Origin of the sequence: Bartonella sp. AC158YNML (assembly GCF_042196725.1) — a bacterium.
In the GTDB taxonomy this organism is placed as follows: Bacteria; Pseudomonadota; Alphaproteobacteria; order Rhizobiales; family Rhizobiaceae; genus Bartonella.
The window spans coordinates 1-18,370 of record NZ_JBHIQU010000022.1 but is presented as its reverse complement, the minus strand read 5'-3'; the positions used below and the strand labels follow the sequence as shown (position 1 = coordinate 18,370).

The window sequence follows — 18,370 nt, the reverse complement described above, 5'->3', positions numbered from 1 at the left end:
ACGTGCAAGCGAATGGTTTTGATTGATTCAAGATAAACAGATTTGAAATGAGACAATCTTACGATATTCGGGATTCTCATTCAACACACAAAACAATGAATTATCATTATAAATCAGTATATTGTATGTTCACGGCGGCTTCCAGATCCCAAAGTCTCCCTTCTCTCACAACAGTTACAACCCTTCTTATATATCACGACGCGTATCATGTTAAAGGGCCTATTCTATAATCACCATTGCATAAACGGCCTACACGCTTTATGCTTTCCCTTAAGAGCAAAAGGAAGGTGTCAATGTCATCTAAACTGACGCGTAACCAAACATTGGTTTTAAACACTTTAAAAAATGCAAAAGGGCCTTTAAGTGCTTATGCGATTCTCAATCACTTACGCGAAGAAGGTTTTCGTGCACCTCTCCAAGTTTATCGTGCGTTAGAAAAACTCGTACAGTTAAAGTGTATTCATCGTCTTGAAAGTGTAAATGCCTTTGTGGTCTGTTTACACCCTGAAAACTGTCAACATGAACTTACAACGTTTATAATTTGCGAAAACTGTGGCACAGTCAACGAAATACAAAATCAAACGATTGTAACGAGTTTAAAACAGATGGTTCAAGCTGTTGACTTCCAAGCACATAAAAGCACCCTAGAAGTACGAGGTCTTTGTAAAAAATGCGCAATAAAATAAGACCGCTAACTTGAAAACAAGATCTCTAACTTGCAAGTTTATATATTTAGCATTATGTACCAGGGATCGCCTTTGTTTGAAAAGCTCTTATCGCTCTTGCATGTATATCACCCTACCCTGTAGTGATAGACTTATTATACTCGTTGGAACATAAATATTGGAAGTATAAATCATGTCCGTATCTGAGACAATTTTTTCAACAAAAAATCTCGATAAAACGAAACAAAAAAAAGTAATCAAAGCCCTTCTTATTGTCTTTGCACTTTTTGTGCTTTGGTTTAGCTACAAATGGATAACGCAATGGCGTTATATGTTATCTACTGAAGATGCCTATGTGCAAGGAGATATAGCCGCTATTGCGACTAAATTAAATGGATATATTGAAAAAATTGCCATTAAAGCCAACCAAGTTGTAAAAAAGGACGATGTTTTATTTTACTTAGACAATGGTGATTATCAAATAGCCTTGGATCAAACAGAAGCGCATCTTGACACACAGAAAAAAATACTTCTACGCATTGATGCACAAATCACAGCCGCTCATAGTGCTTTAGATGATGCAAAAGCGCAAAAAGCAGCCGCTTCAGCCATAGCAACCAATGCACAACTCACCTTAAAACGTGTAACAGAACTGAAAGCCAATCGTTATGCCCCTCAATCTGATGTTGATGATGCCAAATCAGCTTATGAACAAGCTATCGCAAATGTTAACCGTGCAGATGCACAAATCGCTGCAGCACGCGCCAATATCCAAGTGCTAGAAGCACAACGAAGTGAAACAGAAAGCCAAACAAAGAGTTTAGAGCTCACACGTGAAAAAGCACAACGTGATCTTGATTCAACTATTATACGCGCGCCATTTGATGGAATCATAGGAAATTTAACAGCAAAAACGGGAGATTTTGTTGTAAATGGCCAACGTCTTGCAGCGTTAGTCCCCATCCATGCACTTTATATTGAAGCAAACTATAAAGAAACACAGTTGCAAAATATTCATGCGGGACAAAAGGCTTATATTTCTGTTGATGCCTTCAAAAAGGAGGTCTTTACAGGAACAGTGCTTTCTATTTCACCGGCAACAGGTGCTGTTTTTTCTCTTCTTCCTCCACAAAACGCTACCGGTAACTTTACAAAGATTGTCCAACGCATTCCTGTACGTATTTCTATTCCAGAAGAAGTCTTAAAGACCGGACATATCCGAGCAGGAATGAGTGTTTCAGTAGAAGTTGATACACGTACAAAGCCACAAGATAAAAGTCTCTTATAATAACAAGCAAATGACCTCATTATTATGACATCTTCAATACCAAAGCCCATACAGTCTCAAGAGCGTATAGAAATCCGTAGCATTGTGATTTTTATAGTTATGGCCTTTGGCATGTTCATGGCCATTTTGGATATACAAATCGTTGCCTCCTCTTTAGCCGAAGTTCAAGCTGGTCTTTCTGCGAGCTCTGAAGAAATTTCATGGGTTCAAACCTCCTATCTCATCGCTGAAGTCATCATGTTGCCCCTTTCTGGATTCTTAGGACGATTGCTTTCAACACGTGTTTTCTTCACCATATCAGCGATCGGGTTTACGATTACTTCTGTTCTTTGTGCAACAGCAACATCTATTGGAGAGATGATTATCTACCGTGCATTGCAAGGTTTTATTGGTGGAGGAATTATCCCAAGTGTTTTTGTCGCCTCTTATGTTCTTTTTCCTCCTTCCAAACGCCCAATTGTTACCCCTATTGTTGGACTAGTCGCAACATTAGCCCCCACTATTGGTCCAACGGTCGGAGGTTATCTCTGTCATATCTTATCATGGCACTGGCTTTTTCTCATTAATGTGCCTTTTGGGATTATTATTTCAATTCTCGCTTGGAAGTTGATTGATTTTGATAAAGCAAATCCATCTCTCATGGCTAAATTTGACTGGTTGGGGCTCATTTCTATGGCTGTTTTTCTAGGAACTTTAGAGTATGTACTAGAAGAGGGCGCACGTCATGATTGGCTGAATGATGAGCTGGTTCGGAATTTATTTATTATCATGATTCTTGCTGCAGCCTTATTCTTCTGGCGTGCTTTTACAGCAAAAGAACCCATTGTAGATCTCTCTACTTTTTCTAATTTTAATTTTTCAGCTGCATCCATTTTTTCCTTTTCTTTGGGAATAGGTCTTTATGGACTCACGTACCTTTATCCTGTCTATTTAAGCCAAATCCGCCATTATGATGCCCTGATGATTGGAGAAACATTGTTTCTTTCAGGATTCGTCATGTTATTAACTGCTCCCCTTGCAGGATTCCTTTCAGCACGAATGGATGCACGTTTAATGATGGCAATAGGACTTTTTGGTTTTGCAATAGGCACTTGGATGGCTAGCGCTATCACAGATAAGTGGGATTTTTGGCAGCTTTTTTGGCCACAAGTTTTCCGTGGTGCTTCTGTAATGTTATGTATGGTTCCTATTAATAATATTGCCTTGGGAACACTTCCACCAGAACGAATGCAAAATGCTTCTGGACTCTTTAATCTCACACGGAATCTAGGTGGTGCTGTAGGGCTTGCCATTATCAGCACTCTTATGACAAAACGCACAGACTTTCATTATGAACGAATAGCCGAAACACTTAACCACGCAAACAGACAAGCAACTGAAATGCTTTCAAAGCTTATTTTATTATTCAAAACAGAAACCTTTGATTCCTACACTCTTGCTCTTTCTCAATTGTTTAATATAGCACGCATACAAGCAATGATTATGGCTTTTAGTGATATTTTCTTTATCATAACCATTATCTTTGGTGTTTTAGCATTTATGACCATGTTTCTCAAAAAAATACCATCCCTCATGGATTCACCACCAAGACACTAAGATTCATTAAAATTGAAGAATATTTTTGATTTTTATCACTTTCCTCGATTTTTTCACTTTATCTCTTCTCAAGAGACAATATAAATTAACATGTGATTCTAAATGATTCTTCTGATAAAAATCCTTTTCAATGCGAGCTCTTTACGCACTTTTAAAATAACGTCTCGCATATAAAAATTGTTTTAGATGATAATAAACAAAGAGCTTACCTAACATGCTCCACACTATAAAGATAAAGCAGCTATTTCTATCAGATTTTTGATTTATCACCATAGGGCACAAAAGATTAAAAGATTCTTTGCCCTTTACTCTTTTGAGTCTTACAAGAATATTCATAAAAGATTTATGATTCTTGTGATTTTTATTCACGCACCTATTTCCCTTATAATGTGTAGGATAACGTTTTTTGATTCTGAATGCAAAATTTTACATGAAAAAATCATTTTGTATTTGATCCTCTCATGCCAATTGCAAAACGATTTACCTTTATAGCAAAAAAAGTAATGATATTTTTTTTCAAAAAAGCTGCTTTTGAACATGTAATTTTATTTTTTTACACTCTTTTAAAGAAGCTAATATTTACAGTTTTGATTCTACTGCCGCGTATTTTTCTTTCTTAAAGCCTCTTCTCTTTCGATAGGCGCTAAAATTATATAAAACTTCTTAAAATATCTCTCTTTTTGAATAAAATTGATCAATAAATGATCCCCTTCTATGCCCTACTCTTACCATGGTGGCTCCATAACTGTTAATGACAGAAATTCCCTCACATCTTCAATAGTAAACGTCTAGACACTTGTTTAACCTCTCAAAAATGCACATTCGTCGCTATTGAATCCACCTCCAAATACTTTAGAAAGGCTTCTAAGATTCTCTTCCCGATAGGCAAATAATCATTTCTGATGTGAAAAATTCAGTGGTATAAACGAAAAGCTCTCGTAGTCATGACATTGATTTATAATCATAATTTATGATGTTGTCTATTATAATGAGCAATCTGAATATTGTGAGAGTTTTCTATTCAAAACCTGTTCATGATAAATCAATCAAAATCATTCCCTTGCGCACGAAAAGCAGAGAGATAAAAACGGTTTAAAAAAGAGTAAAATACCGAATCGTTTCTATGCAAGATCTACCAACGATATTGAGAACTAAAAAATTGTATGATGATACCGGCTTTAAAAGAATACAAAACCACTCAAAAATATGTTTCCTTTAATCCTGTAAAATATGACGCTATTTCAAAAAAAATGCGCTTTTAATATATTTCTAGTCACTTAACTGAAATTATTAAAAATAAGAAACCTGTCACATAAAGAAAAGGCTTTATAACACAATCGTAATGCAACGACCCCCAAAATTTGTACCGCATCAACATTTTGACACCAATCAAAACAGTATACCCACCTCAATGCCAGCACTGTTGCAAACGCAATAAATACAATTTTCAAGCCACTTTATGATGCTGAAAACGACTTGTAACGGCTCGTTCTCCACTAGGAGCCAAAGTGCCATAACACCCAGCAAGATAGTTTGGTATCAGTTCCAACGCTTGAAACCGATGTTTTTCGTAAGGACCAGGCATTGCCAAATTTTCTGTTAAGCGATTTGAAAAGCCAAAACGTTGATAAAATTCAAAATCCCCTACCAATAAAATAGCGCCATATCCCAATTTTTTTGCTGTTTCAATTGCATGGCGGACTAAAATTGATCCTATTCCCATACCAGCACATTCAGCGGCAACAGCCAAAGGTCCCAAAAGTAAAGCATGTTGTGTTTCATTTTTTTCTTTAAAAAAAGAAACATGCCAAAGACGTACACTTCCCACAAGCTCTCCCAGAGCATTTTTAACCACAAAAGAAAGCCCTTGAGCAGCTAGCCGACCACGCCGTAAAGTCTCTGATGATTTACGTTTACGTCCACTCCCCATCGTTGAATCAAGCAAAATTTCTCGATAAGGCTTATCGGCTTCTTGCTCCAATAAAAGTGTAAAACATGTCCCATTTTTTGTTTGAAAATTAATCATGTTCATCTCTATAACCGCCCTCTTATAGCGTAATGACAAGCATCGCAAAAGTCTAATAACCCTATCGTCAAAAAGAAACGTCAGATCACATATGATCGTAAAGGCTCAAAACCATTAAAAGCAACGGATGCATAAGTTGTTGTGTAAGCACCCGTTCCATGAATCAATATCTCATCTCCTATCGTTAGAGATAGAGGAAGTGGATAAGGTGTTTTTTCGTAAAGCACATCTGCCGAATCGCATGTTGGTCCAGCCAAAATACAAGGCTCCATCACCTTATCATCATGAGGTGTCTCAATGGGATAACGAATAGCCTCATCCATAGTCTCAGCAAGGCCATTAAATTTCCCAATATCAAGATAAACCCATCGTACATTATCATTGTCAGCTTTTTTAGATATCAAAACAACTTCTGTGCGAATAACACCAGCATTGCCAACCATTGCACGCCCTGGCTCAATAATCGTCTCAGGGATACGATTACCAAAATGCTTTTTCAATGAATCAAAAACAGCGGTACCATAAGCTTGCTCTGTAGGAACATCTTTCAAATAACGGGTTGGAAAACCGCCTCCCATATTCACCAATTTCAGTGATATACCTTCTTGTTCCAAACGCTTAAATACTGTAGCAGCATCTGATAAAGCACGATCCCACGCACTCAAATCAACCTGCTGCGACCCAACATGAAAAGAAACACCATAAGCTTGCAAACCTAATTGGTGTGCCCGTCTTAGCACATCAACCGCCATAGCAGGGACACAACCGAATTTGCGTGACAATGGCCACTCTGCACCTTTTCCATCGGTAAGAACACGGCAAAAAACACGCACTCCTGGAGCAACACGCGCAATTTTTTCCACTTCTTCAACACAATCAACTGCATAAAGTGAAACACCCAATGCATATGCTCGCGCAATATCACGCTCTTTTTTAATCGTATTTCCAAAAGAAATACGCTCTGGCGTTGCCCCTGCTTTTAAAGCCATTTCAATTTCTGCAACAGAAGCCGCATCAAAAGAAGATCCTAAAGAACTCAGCAAACGCAAGATTTCAGGAGCTGGATTCGCCTTTATTGCGTAAAAAATACGAGACTGTGGTAGAGCTTTTTCAAAATTTAAATAGTTGTCACGAACAACATCAAGGTCAACAATTAAGCATGGACCTTCAGAACGATGTGTTGCAAGAAAATCGCGAATACGTTGTGTTGCCATCTGCAATTCTCCTTGAGGAAAAGCTTCCTCACTCTACGCTTAGACAGCCAAAACTGCCAAAAGCTAAAGGACAAAAAACACACAACAACTATCCCCATTCTGATTACAAAAAATCAGAAATTAGCATTGCATGCAGCGAAAGAACAGCGCGAAGCCGCGTTATTCTATTTTATCTGCCTTTTTGATTGGAGTTGAGAAAACCACTTCCGCACTGAAGGCAATGAGGTGTGCCTCTATAGTTATCCCAGTATTTAAAAACTGGAAGACACCAGAAAGGCCCGCACCGTCGTTGCTTCAAGATGTCCTCATTCTTGCAATTGGCTGTAAGAATGACTGGAGCGGTTAGTTCCAGGTACCGTACCGGTTAATCTCACCATTTGAGAACCAGCGGACACCCACAGGCACGTGCGACTTTGGGCAAGGCATCCTATAAAACGAATCCTTTCTCATTTCAATCATTTTTTTAATTTTAAACATTTTTTAATTCTTAAAGATAAAATGATGCGAAAAAACAACACTCTCCTCCTCTAACAGACAAAACCATCCCTCTGCTTTCATGGGATTCCCCCCTTACACCATCCGTACGACATCAAGCACTATCTTGCTTTAAAAGCCCCTCGTTTCTTTACCCTATTCTATCTCCTAATATCTGCAGCAGAAAATAACACAAAATAAATTACTCAACACATTAATTTATAACGATAATTTATTATTTTGCTCTTAAACAAAAATCCCATCATAAAATTCTCTCATTTCCCTCCCTTAATAATGAATCAAGAAAAATCATTCTCTTGCGCATCACAAGCAGAAAACAATATATGAATAAAAAACAATTGAAAAAAAGAGTAAAATCCCCCCTTAATATATCCCCTCAAATGCAAGGGCTAGTAACATGGAAAACAGGGCGGGGATCGACTAAAGCACCATCATCTTTAAAAAACATGATATCTCCCCATAAAACGCCATTATCTTTCTCATCTACATCTTAAAAACATCCCTGCTTCTACATCTATTTCACAACATCGCTTAAGAAAGATATCATGCCCCCGTATAATATAGCTCATATGATATAGATCAACGGCATATCACCATCTTTATGTTTATGAAGTGACATAACTAACGTCCCCGCTTTATCTGCCAACTTCCAATATTGCAGAAACTCCTCCATTGAGATGTGTCATATTATCTTAAATAGTTTTGCTCATACATTGCTCCCATTTGTAATATACAAATGAATGAGATTGTGTAATTCGTCATCATCAAATCCGAAAGAAGTAAATTTCACGATATTCAACCCTTATTATTCAAATTTAAATAAATTATCATTTATAAATCAATGTACTATATGAAATTCTAAAATCATAAGCTCCTATTATCATTCTATTTCTCTTAACTTTGCTGCTGCTCTTTTATCTTCTCTCGTGAATCATATCTTATTCATTCACACACTCTTCTCTTAAAACTATAGATCCCGCTCCTCTGCGCTGTTGGGAAACAGCTTTTTTATTTTAAAATGAACAATATTGGAGAACTCACTCCTATAAAATCAAGAAGAGCAAACGATCTATAATCATTATTTGTAAATCAACAAATTAACGTAAAAAAAAGACCGAACAACATCCGGTCTTATAAAACTTTTCTACCAATATTAAAAACGCTTCTCTCTTAAATTTAAGAGAAAAAAGCTAGAATTTAAATCCCTACACGACGATATCGTTATGTCCCTTGATGAGAATCAATTGCCCGCAACTTCAACAATTGGAATTGCCTATGGCGCTCACGAAAGCGTTCTCTATCAGCTTCACTGCGTGTGTTATAACAAGCGTCACAGGAAACACCTTCTTCATAATGAGGCGATAACTTGCTTTCAGTATTGAGAGGAGAACGACATGCGCGACATAATTCGCGTCCACATTCTTCAAGACCATGTTGAACAGAAACACGCTCATCAAAAACAAAGCACTCACCCCACCATAAACTTTTTTCTTTTGGAATTTTTTCTAAATATTTTAAAATGCCACCTTTTAAATGGTAGACTTGCTCATAACCAAGATCACGAACATAAGCTGTTGATTTTTCACACCGAATACCACCTGTACAAAACATGGCAATTTTCTTTTTCTTTTTTAAATCAGCCTCATGTTTACGCACCCATTCAGGAAATTCGCGAAATGTTTTAATCTGCGGATCAATCGCTCCTTGAAAACTCCCAATCGCATATTCATAGTCATTCCGTGTATCAATCAAAATTGTCTCTTCATCTTGAATAAGAGCATTCCAATCTTCAGGATCGACGTAAGTACCAACAACTTTTAGCGGATCAACACCTTCAACCCCCATTGTCACAATCTCTTTTTTCAACCGCACTTTCATACGATGAAAAGGCATCTTTGATGCCCATGAATATTTAATCTCCGGCGTTTGAAACGCTGGCTCCGCCACAATAAAATCCACCAATGCCTCAATCGCAGCACAAGAACCAGCAACAGTTCCATTAATTCCCTCTTGTGCTAAAAGGAGGGTTCCTTTGATATCCTTTGCTTGACATAAATCCTGCAAAGGTTTTTGTAATTGACGATAATGCTTCAAATCTGCAAAGCAATAAAGTGCAGCAACTTTAAAATTCTTTTCCATGTGTTTTGCCATAACGCGCGTTTCATTCAATTTCAAGATTTATTCATGTACTCTTTAACATATTGTGCTTAATCAAACGATACAAATAATATCATCTCCAAGAAGAAAAAATATCATGTGCCAAAAAAGAGAAAAGCTTTTATTATATCTCCAAGGACAAACTGTTATACCTGTTTTGCTCATTGACAATCTACAAAGTGCTGTACCCTTAGCACGCGCTCTTGTCAAAGGCGGATTAAAAACAATTGAGATCACCTTGCGAACACCAAATGCCCTCAAAGCAATTCAGAAAATTACCCAAGAAGTCCCTGAAGCAATCGTTGGCGCTGGAACAGTTCTCAACACGATACACTACGAGCAAGCCGAACAAGCAGGCGCAAAGTTTATTGTAAGCCCCGGATTATCCAATGAATTAATCAATTGTGCAAAAAATAGTGAAATTCCCCTTCTTCCCGCTGCAATGACCCCAAGTGAACTCATGCAAGCATTAAACAAAGGCTATTCATATCTTAAATTTTTCCCAGCTGAAGCTGCTGGAGGTATTTCATTCATCGAAGCTTTAGCATCTCCCTTCTCTGATATCCGGTTTTGCCCAACAGGCGGTATTACACAAAAAAGTGCAATACAATGGCTCCAACTGCCCAATGTCTTCTGCGTTGGTGGTTCTTGGATAGCACCCCAACCGCTCATCGCAATAAGTGATTGGGATTCGATTACTGCATTAGCGCATACTGCAACACAACTCTCCTCTCTATCGAAAAAAGCGCGCTCTACAACATAAGTAGCGGGAGCATTGTTAGCCCCTTCAACAAGACTAAAACCTTCACACATCCTTGCGCAATCTTTTAACATTGCCATCGAACCACAAATCATCACCCGATCTTCATCAGGGTGAATTTTAGGAAGGCCTGTTGTTTCAAAGCCACTTATTTCAAAAAAATCTCCACTTTCCATAACAGTCGTAATACGGCCCATATGCTCAGAAGGTTCACGAGTCGTCATAGGATAAAATCTCAACTGTTGTGCATACTCTCCAATGAGTGGATCTTGTTGCAAAGAGGAAACAAGATCTTTTGCACAAATTAATCCATTCTTTTCTCGCGTTATTTAAATAAGAACAACTTCTGCAAATTTTTCATAAATGTCAGGATCACGAATAAAGCTTGTAAAAGGAAAAACCCCGTACCGGTTTGAAAGAAGATAAAGCACCAATTTTCCCACTCATTACTCCACAAAAGCGCGCTCTACAACATAAGTAGCAGGGGCATTGTTAGCCCCTTCAACAAGACCAAAACCTTCACACATCCTTGCGCAATCTTTTAACATTGCCATGGAACCACAAATCATCACCCGATCTTCATCAGGATGAATTTTAGGAAGGCCTGTTGTTTCAAAAAAATCTCCACTTTCCATAACAGTCGTAATACGGCCCATATGCTCAGAAGGTTCACGAGTCGTCATAGGATAAAATCTCAACTGTTGTGCATACTCTCCAATGAGTGGATCTTGTTGCAAAGAGGAAACAAGATCTTTTGCATAAATTAACTCATTCTTTTCACGCGTTGTTTGAATAAGGACAACTTCTGAAAATTTTTCATAAGTGTCAGGATCACGAATAAGGCTTGCAAAAGGAGCAATCCCCGTCCCAGTTGAAAGAAGATAAAGACGTTTTCCAGGAATAAGAGCATCAAGAACCAACGTTCCTGTAGATTTTTTACGCATGAGAACTGTATCACCAATTTTAATTTTTTGGAGATGCTCGGTTAATGGCCCTCCTGGAACTTTTATCGAAAAAAACTCAAGCTGTTCATCCCAAAAAGGACTTGCAATCGAATAAGCACGATAAATTGGCTTTTCTGCATTTGGCAAACCGATCATAACAAATTCACCTGAACGAAAACGAAAACTTTCCGGACGATTCAGGCGAAATTTAAATAATCGATCTGTATAGTGAAAAACCTCTTGGACAGTAAGAGCGAATACATTCGCAGGAATCGGAAAATTTGCAACGCTGCTGATGTTTGACGGAACATTGGTAGCAGACGTATTCATACTCTTCCCCATATCTTTATTGACTATTAAATTTCGAATCCCTGACGTGATATAATCCTTGTATAATCATCTGCCAACAATTTTCTTAAACCAAAAGCCTTAAGATTAACACTTTTATGTCAAAATTAATCGAATGAAAAAAATGTGAATACAAATCATATTCAAAGAGAAACAAAAACATCGAGTGTTAAGCAATCACGGTACTCTTTTCCACTTTAACACATAATGCATAGTATACAGTGTACCGCTACAACACTTTATTCTCTTTGCAAAATTTATAACCGAAAACCTTAAAATTAAGAGAGAAAAAACATCTGTGGATCGAACGATAAACGCACGACTCCACAACAAAGTTTTCGGCATTACATCCATTGTTTTCTTTACTGACCTTTTTACACTGCCCTTTCCATAAATAAATGAGTCGAACACCTTCTATGATCGATAAATTGATTTCACTAAAAACCAATCAAACGATAAAAAGCAAATATCGTATTCCCACTTCATCTTGAAAAGAAATAATGTCCAAATCAACAGCTATTGATGTATCAGAAAGTGTTTATACACTCTTTCCCATTTAACAAAAGTAACTTTAAATGCATAAGATGACATCCAAAATTACACAGATGAGTGATCTTCCCCTTTATGGTAAAAACTTGTAATGCATTGATTTAACGTGGTTAATTTAATCATTTTACCTTCTCTAAATAAGCAGCCAATGCAATATTTAATCAAAACAATCATACCAGCAACAATAGTCTAACATTGCACTCTTCAAAATGATACAATACAATAAACTATGCTTTCTTTTTTAAGAAGCCTCAATTAAAAATAAATAAAAAAATAAAAATCTATGCTTCACAAATTATCAGAAAACACCATGTTGATAACAACACAAATAAAACTAAAGTATCTCTTATATCCAGAGTAGCATTTTACATAAAAAACGACTTTAATGGCAGTATAGGCTTCTTATGATTTTGACCATAGCAAACCGTATCTTTCATCTCTCATAAGTAACCTCTATAAAATAACCAAAGAAAACTGCGTATTTCACGAATACAGATAAGATTTTAAAATGAAAAATTCCGTTAATGACGAAATAAATACATCACTCTATGCAGCTGTCGCAACCATTGATGTCAGTGCCATTGTTGCCAATTATATCACTTTAGCCAAACGTGTAGCCCCAACAGAATGTTCAGCAGTTGTAAAAGCAAATGCTTATGGATTAGGCGTTCACAAAATTGCTCCTGCCCTTTATCAAGCTGGTTGTCGCACTTTTTTTGTCGCACAAATCAGAGAAGCACTCCAATTAAAAAGCATTTTACCATCAAATGTCATGATTGCCATTCTGAATGGACTTCCACACTTAGCAGAAGAGTTTGTCGCACAGTCTGGTATTGTTCCGGTTTTGAACTCTTGGAATGCCATTGAAAATTGGCAAAAAATTTGTCAAAAAAAAGATAAAAAATTTCCAGCAATTGTTCAAATCGATACCCATATGAACCGATTAGGACTTGATCAAAAAGAATTACAAAAGCTCATCAAACACCCTACAATTTTCGAAAAAGCAGACATAAAATATATTCTCAGTCATCTTGCTAACGGAGAAGATGATACCCACCCATCAAATTATGCCCAATTAACTTCTTTCAAAACTGCCCTTGCGCAACTACCAACCTGTAGAGCTTCCTTTGCCAATTCTGGAGGTATTTTTTTAGGATCAGATTTTTATTTTGATCTTGTTCGCCCCGGTATTGCACTTTACGGAAGCGCCCCCTCAGGAAAACACGCATCCCTTCTAAAACCTGTTTTAAAACTTGAAGCTCAAGTTCTTCAAAACCGTGTTGTTGATGTAGATACACCTGTTGGTTATGCAGAAAGCTTTATAACCAACAGACCAAGCACTCTTGCAACCATTTCTATAGGCTACGCAGACGGCTGGCTCCGTGCTCTTTCGAATAAAGGAACTGTTTATTTCAACGGGCACAAACTTCCCATGGTTGGGCGGGTTTCTATGGATTCCATTATTGTAGATACAACTGATCTTGATCAAAAACCTCAAACAGGTGACTGGATCGAACTCATTGGTCCCCATCAAACACTTGAAAAAGTATCTGTAGATGCCAACACCCTTCCCAATGAAATTCTAACATCTCTTGGACCACGCTATAAATACATTTACACATAAAGACTCTGTTAAAGAAAAAACTGATAAAAGTCATTATGTCAGAAGGTTATGGAGCTTTTACGAAAGATTTTTCAACACTCAATCGCATAGAAGGATCATGAGACAACCCCCATTCATATAGAACTCAAAAGAGACACATTGATGGATTGTTTTAGAAAAGAGGCTTGCACCAAAAATACAAAAACTTAACCTTTCTTGCATAAATTAACGAAAAAGAATCCATTGCCAATTTTTTTAAAATTAATTGCCCAATTAAGCCAAACTGTTAATTGACAATTCTCATACCGAATAACAGTACTCAATATCTTAAGTTTCTTTTATTTCAGCCCTATTCATGGTGAAGAAAACAAAATCATGTCGCTTGCGTGCTACAAACTGAACTACGTGTAGATATAAATGATTTAAGAAAGGAATAAAGATGCCTCTTATGAACCATTTTAATGCAAGGACTGTTACGTTATTAGAAAGTGGTAAATAAGGTAATGACGATGTCTGGTTTACACATTTCTGAAATAAAGATGGTGGAACACAATAGATTTTATATTATAAGGTTTTACCCTTATACCATTCACAAGCTGCGTCGTGAAATAGGCTTTGGTGTACTAAATGTTTCTTTAAAACAAGCGTGTCGATGTGCAACACAATGGCGTTCTGTTTATCATGTATCCAACGGTGTTTCTTGTATTCAACGGTGTTTCTTTTTGAATCATCTTATAAACTGCTCTCTGAGAGAGCAAATTCTATCTTAGTGAATTCTTCCCTTTATATTCATTTTTTCTCATGAACACTAAAGTCTGTTAATACACTATCCAAAATAAAATCAATCAATTTCTATTCTTTTGTAATATAGATACGTACACTTAACTTAAGAATTTAGGAATGCTGATTGAAACCAAAATCTGTTCTATCGTAGTACTCATAACAACAAAAATACTTTGACTATTCTTGCTCCATAGCAGAAAGAAGCATATGCAGCTTTATCAAAACTTTCACTTTAATAGACAATAGAAAAATCAGTTTTCATTACATGATGTGAAGTATTTAATATGCCCGAAGATTTACTTGTCAAAAACAAGAATACATATCAAAAATCTTACAAGAGATATCTATCTTGAGAAGAGTCACCTCATATTACATCAACAATTGAATTGGCTTTTTTCAATAAAAGCTTCACTGTTTTTAACAAAGCTCTCATTTTTATAACATCCCTCTGTAATGTAAAAATATGATATTTGCATTTCTTTTATATATAGACTAAAAAATAACTCTAAAGCCTTTGATCACTTTGTCTCTGTTGACTTCTCTTTTGGGCATTAATTTATGGTATCTAACCCACCTTTTCTCGCTCTTTTACCTTTAGGTGCACATGAATATCACGGAGAGCACCTTCCCTTTGAAACCGACTGGATTATAGCTGAAGCATTTGCAAAAGCTCTCACTTTACAAACAAAAGAGCAATTCCCTATCGCACTTTTACCAGTTGAAAAGATTGGCTATTCCATAGAACATATGGATGTTACAGGTACACAAACCCTTACCTTTTCTGATGCGATTAAGCGATGGATAAAGATTGGTGAAAACTGTTATCACAAAGGGATCAACCGTCTTCTTCTTCTCAATGCTCACGGAGGCAATTCACCTTTAATGAGCATTGTTATCACCGAATTACGAAAGCGTCTTTCCATGCTCGCTGTAGCAACAAGCTGGAGCCGTTTTGGTTTACCACAAGGTCTCATGGAGCCATCTCAACAACATCTTGATATCCATGGAGGTTTTATCGAAACCTCTCTCATGCTTTATTTAGCACCGGAAAAAGTTCATATGGAGAAGGCAAAAAATTTTCATAATAAGCAAGCAGATATGATTGCCAATTATCGATATTTACGCGCTTATGGTCCTCATGCCTTTGGTTGGACAATGCATGATCTAAACACGCAAGGTGCAGCAGGAGACGCAAGCAAAGCAACACCACAAGCCGGTGAAGCAATCTTTTCTCATGTTCTGTCTCAGCTTCGTGATTTACTTGATGATATCCATCGATTTAACATAAACACATGGCAATAAAGAACAATAAAAGGTCCCTCCATGGAAAAAATACAGCCCAACAAACTTCCTGTTACGGTTCTCACAGGCTATCTTGGCGCAGGAAAAACCACACTTCTCAACCGCATTCTTAGTGAAAATCATGGCAAACGTTATGCCGTCATTGTCAATGAATTTGGTGAAATTGGTATTGATAATGACCTGATCATTGAATCAGACGAAGAAATTTATGAAATGAATAATGGTTGTGTTTGCTGTACCGTACGTGGTGATCTCATTCGCATTTTGGAAAGTCTCATACAACGTTCTCATCGATTTGATGCGATTATTATCGAAACAACAGGGCTTGCTGATCCCGTCCCTGTAGCACAAACCTTTTTCATGGATGATACGGTCCATGAAAAAACAGCTCTCGACAGTGTCATAGCGGTCGTTGATGCAAAGCATTTGCCCTCTCAACTAAAAACAAATCGTGAAGCTGAAGATCAAATTGCTTTCGCAGATATTGTTCTTTTAAATAAGATTGATCTTGTTACTCAACAAGAACGCAGCCATGCTGAATCTCTCATTCTAGCTATTAATCCTCGCGCTATACTCTATACAACACAGCGCGCCGATATTCCTCTTGAGACACTCCTTAATCGTGGTTTTTTTGATCTCCAACGGACTCTCGATCATGAGCCTCATTTTCTCGATCACCAACATAAAGACCAACACGCCGACCATGTGTGTGGTCCCGATTGCGATCATGACCATCATAACGTATCCACCCTTCATGATATTACCATCACTTCTGTAAGTTTAAAAACAGGCGCTTTGCAACCAGAAAAGTTTTTTTCTTGGATTCAACAGGTTACGCAGCAACAGGGGCCTAATATCTTGCGTCTTAAAGGCATTATCGCCTTTCAAGGAGACGATGATCGTTACGTCATTCAAGGGATACATATGCTTCTTGAGGGACAACATCAACGCCCATGGCGTGAAGATGAAAAACGAGAAAGCCGTCTTGTTTTTATCGGACGCTCTCTTGATGCCAAACAGTTAAAAACTGGTTTTGAAAATTGTGCATGAGTAAGTAATAATGCCAAACATTACCCATTATTATCTCAAAAGTTACTGCCTTTCCTGCGGTTTTATAGGCAATAAACCAGCCTTTGTTTCCGTAGAAGGTTTCATTGTTTTTTTAACCCCAACCCCACAAATCGTTGAAGTTCACCAAGGAATAATTTCAAGCCATTTTTCCCATGACAATACCGCAATCATCACAGGGGGAGAAGATGGAAAAGTCTGTCAAACAACCGCAGAGGATCACACAGAAGTGTTAAGCCAAAAAGAACGCAAATGGATAAACAACGTTGCTTTTGGACCACAAAAAGCTTTTGCCTTTTCCTCCTCTCGTCTCGCATTTGCACAGGTTGGAAAAGAACAGCAAGAGCTCACGCATGAACGCAGTGTAGAAGGCCTAGCTTTTGCCCCAAAAGGTTTACGACTTGCCGTTGCCCATTACAATGGTGTTACTCTTCATTGGTTATCAACGCAAATATCTCCTACCACATTGGTATGGAAAGGAGCTCATTGTGGTGTCACCTTTTCACCAGACAACCGCTATGTCATTTCCACGATGCAAGAAAATGCCTTGCATGGCTGGCGTCTGACTGATAATCAGCACCTCCGCATGAGTGGCTACCCAAGCAAAGTCAAAAGCTGGTCTTGGAGCGCCAAAGGAAAATGGCTAGCAACCTCAGGTGCCTCTGCTGCAATTATTTGGCCCTTTCATACAAAAGACGGCCCCATGGGAAAAACACCTCTAGAACTAGGCACACAAGCAAATGCGCTTGTGAGCACCGTTTCATGCCACCCAAACAAAGAAATTGTAGCAATAGGCTTCAATGATGGAATGATTTTAGCCGCATATTTTCATGATGGAAAAGAAGTCCTTCTAAAAGGTTATGGGAAAAGCGCTATCTCAGCACTCAACTGGGATCAAGCAGGGCACAACCTCGCCTTTGGAAGCGAAAATGGTGAATGTGGTATAATCAATATCACTGATTAAATTACACCAACAAGCGCAATCATCGCTGATAAAAAATGCCCACACAATCCTCCAGAAATCTTATCCCCTTGCATCTCTAGAGCTCTCAGAAATCCTATCTCCCTAATCTCTCCCCCCAAAAGTCTCCTAAAATCTTCGTAATCATTAAATCTTCCCTCTTCCTTTCCTGCACCCTTTCGACAAGAAAATACCTTAAACATGTTTTTGACATTTTAACATTGCTACCCCCATACAAGAATAAAAACATCACCCCTAAGACCGCCCCCTATCTCCCTATAAACATCTATATAGGCTACATACTTCCATAACAGCATTTTTCTTAAAAATTTGGCAAAAAATAGCTGATCTCATCATTAAAACAACGATTTATTCCTACGATCAGAAGAAGGGAATTCAACACTATTTTCCTAAATAAAAAGTTTTTTGAGTTCCCCCTCTAAAGAACAAAGTTTCCTACGAGCAGCCTTCTACACTTTAGTTTCTTGCCTAGAAAATTCTATCTAATAATCATTTCATGGAGCTTCTATTACCGCCCTCTGTTCCGGTATCACCTTCATCTCCAGATTCTGTTCCTTCTGCTTCTTCCCCTGTTGAACCAAAGCCTTCTG

13 protein-coding genes and 1 pseudogene are annotated in these 18,370 nt (G+C 37.7%); 8 read left to right on the top strand and 6 right to left on the bottom strand.

The annotated features are described in order from the left end of the window. Positions 1–293: 293 nt before the first annotated feature. The 3 genes from ACFIM1_RS08360 (at position 294) to ACFIM1_RS08350 (ending at position 3,549) form a co-directional block, all read left to right on the top strand. On the top strand, positions 294–686 hold the full coding sequence (locus ACFIM1_RS08360; protein WP_375607344.1) for a Fur family transcriptional regulator: 393 nt from the start codon (positions 294–296) through the stop codon (positions 684–686). 172 nt (positions 687–858) lie between these two features. Continuing rightward, positions 859–1,953: an HlyD family secretion protein gene (locus ACFIM1_RS08355; RefSeq protein WP_375609696.1), complete on the top strand. Its 1,095-nt coding sequence runs from the start codon at positions 859–861 to the stop codon at positions 1,951–1,953. 24 nt (positions 1,954–1,977) lie between these two features. Continuing rightward, complete coding sequence (locus ACFIM1_RS08350; protein ID WP_375607346.1) at positions 1,978–3,549, top strand: DHA2 family efflux MFS transporter permease subunit; 1,572 nt, start codon at positions 1,978–1,980, stop codon at positions 3,547–3,549. A gap of 1,447 nt (positions 3,550–4,996) precedes the next feature. On the opposite strand, the gene ACFIM1_RS08345 is transcribed toward ACFIM1_RS08350, so the two are convergent. From ACFIM1_RS08345 to ACFIM1_RS08335, 3 genes are all read right to left on the bottom strand, one after another. Then, entirely contained in the window at positions 4,997–5,581 is a 585-nt protein-coding gene (locus ACFIM1_RS08345) for a GNAT family N-acetyltransferase (RefSeq protein ID WP_375607347.1), read from the bottom strand. Positions 5,582–5,655: 74 nt separating this feature from the next. Then, on the bottom strand, positions 5,656–6,789 hold the full coding sequence (locus ACFIM1_RS08340) for a type III PLP-dependent enzyme (protein WP_375609695.1): 1,134 nt from the start codon (positions 6,787–6,789) through the stop codon (positions 5,656–5,658). Between the two features lie 1,716 nt (positions 6,790–8,505). After that, positions 8,506–9,423 carry a rhodanese-related sulfurtransferase gene (locus ACFIM1_RS08335; RefSeq protein WP_375607349.1) on the bottom strand — a complete coding sequence of 306 codons (918 nt, stop codon included), beginning with the start codon at positions 9,421–9,423 and terminating at the stop codon, positions 8,506–8,508. Positions 9,424–9,538: 115 nt separating this feature from the next. Here ACFIM1_RS08335 and eda point away from each other — a divergent pair, with 115 nt between their 5' ends. Next, the gene (eda, locus tag ACFIM1_RS08330) at positions 9,539–10,204 is read left to right on the top strand and encodes a bifunctional 4-hydroxy-2-oxoglutarate aldolase/2-dehydro-3-deoxy-phosphogluconate aldolase (RefSeq protein WP_375609694.1); all 666 of its coding nucleotides are present in this window, start codon (positions 9,539–9,541) and stop codon (positions 10,202–10,204) included. Here eda and ACFIM1_RS08325 read toward each other — a convergent pair. Next, positions 10,183–10,629 (bottom strand): annotated as a pseudogene (locus ACFIM1_RS08325) (ferredoxin--NADP reductase); the annotation flags it as partial. The gene eda and the pseudogene ACFIM1_RS08325 overlap by 22 nt on opposite strands. Before the next feature lie 18 nt (positions 10,630–10,647). Next, positions 10,648–11,475 (bottom strand): ferredoxin--NADP reductase, encoded by an 828-nt coding sequence (locus ACFIM1_RS08320; protein WP_375607351.1) that lies wholly within the window; start codon positions 11,473–11,475, stop codon positions 10,648–10,650. Between the two features lie 1,075 nt (positions 11,476–12,550). On the opposite strand from ACFIM1_RS08320, the gene alr reads away from it, so the two are divergent. The 4 genes from alr (at position 12,551) to ACFIM1_RS08300 (ending at position 17,762) form a co-directional block, all read left to right on the top strand. After that, positions 12,551–13,666 (top strand): alanine racemase, encoded by a 1,116-nt coding sequence (alr, locus tag ACFIM1_RS08315; protein ID WP_375609693.1) that lies wholly within the window; start codon positions 12,551–12,553, stop codon positions 13,664–13,666. A 1,320-nt stretch (positions 13,667–14,986) separates the two neighbouring features. Next, positions 14,987–15,730: a creatininase family protein gene (locus ACFIM1_RS08310; protein WP_375609692.1), complete on the top strand. Its 744-nt coding sequence runs from the start codon at positions 14,987–14,989 to the stop codon at positions 15,728–15,730. A gap of 21 nt (positions 15,731–15,751) precedes the next feature. After that, complete coding sequence (locus ACFIM1_RS08305) at positions 15,752–16,780, top strand: CobW family GTP-binding protein (RefSeq protein ID WP_375609691.1); 1,029 nt, start codon at positions 15,752–15,754, stop codon at positions 16,778–16,780. Between the two features lie 10 nt (positions 16,781–16,790). Next, positions 16,791–17,762, top strand: a complete 972-nt coding sequence (locus ACFIM1_RS08300; RefSeq protein WP_375609690.1) for a WD40 repeat domain-containing protein — start codon at positions 16,791–16,793, stop codon at positions 17,760–17,762. Here the strand turns inward: ACFIM1_RS08300 and ACFIM1_RS08295 are convergent. Further along, positions 17,759–17,962, bottom strand: a complete 204-nt coding sequence (locus ACFIM1_RS08295; RefSeq protein ID WP_375607367.1) for a hypothetical protein — start codon at positions 17,960–17,962, stop codon at positions 17,759–17,761. The genes ACFIM1_RS08300 and ACFIM1_RS08295 overlap by 4 nt on opposite strands. Between the last annotated feature and the right edge of the window lie 408 nt (positions 17,963–18,370).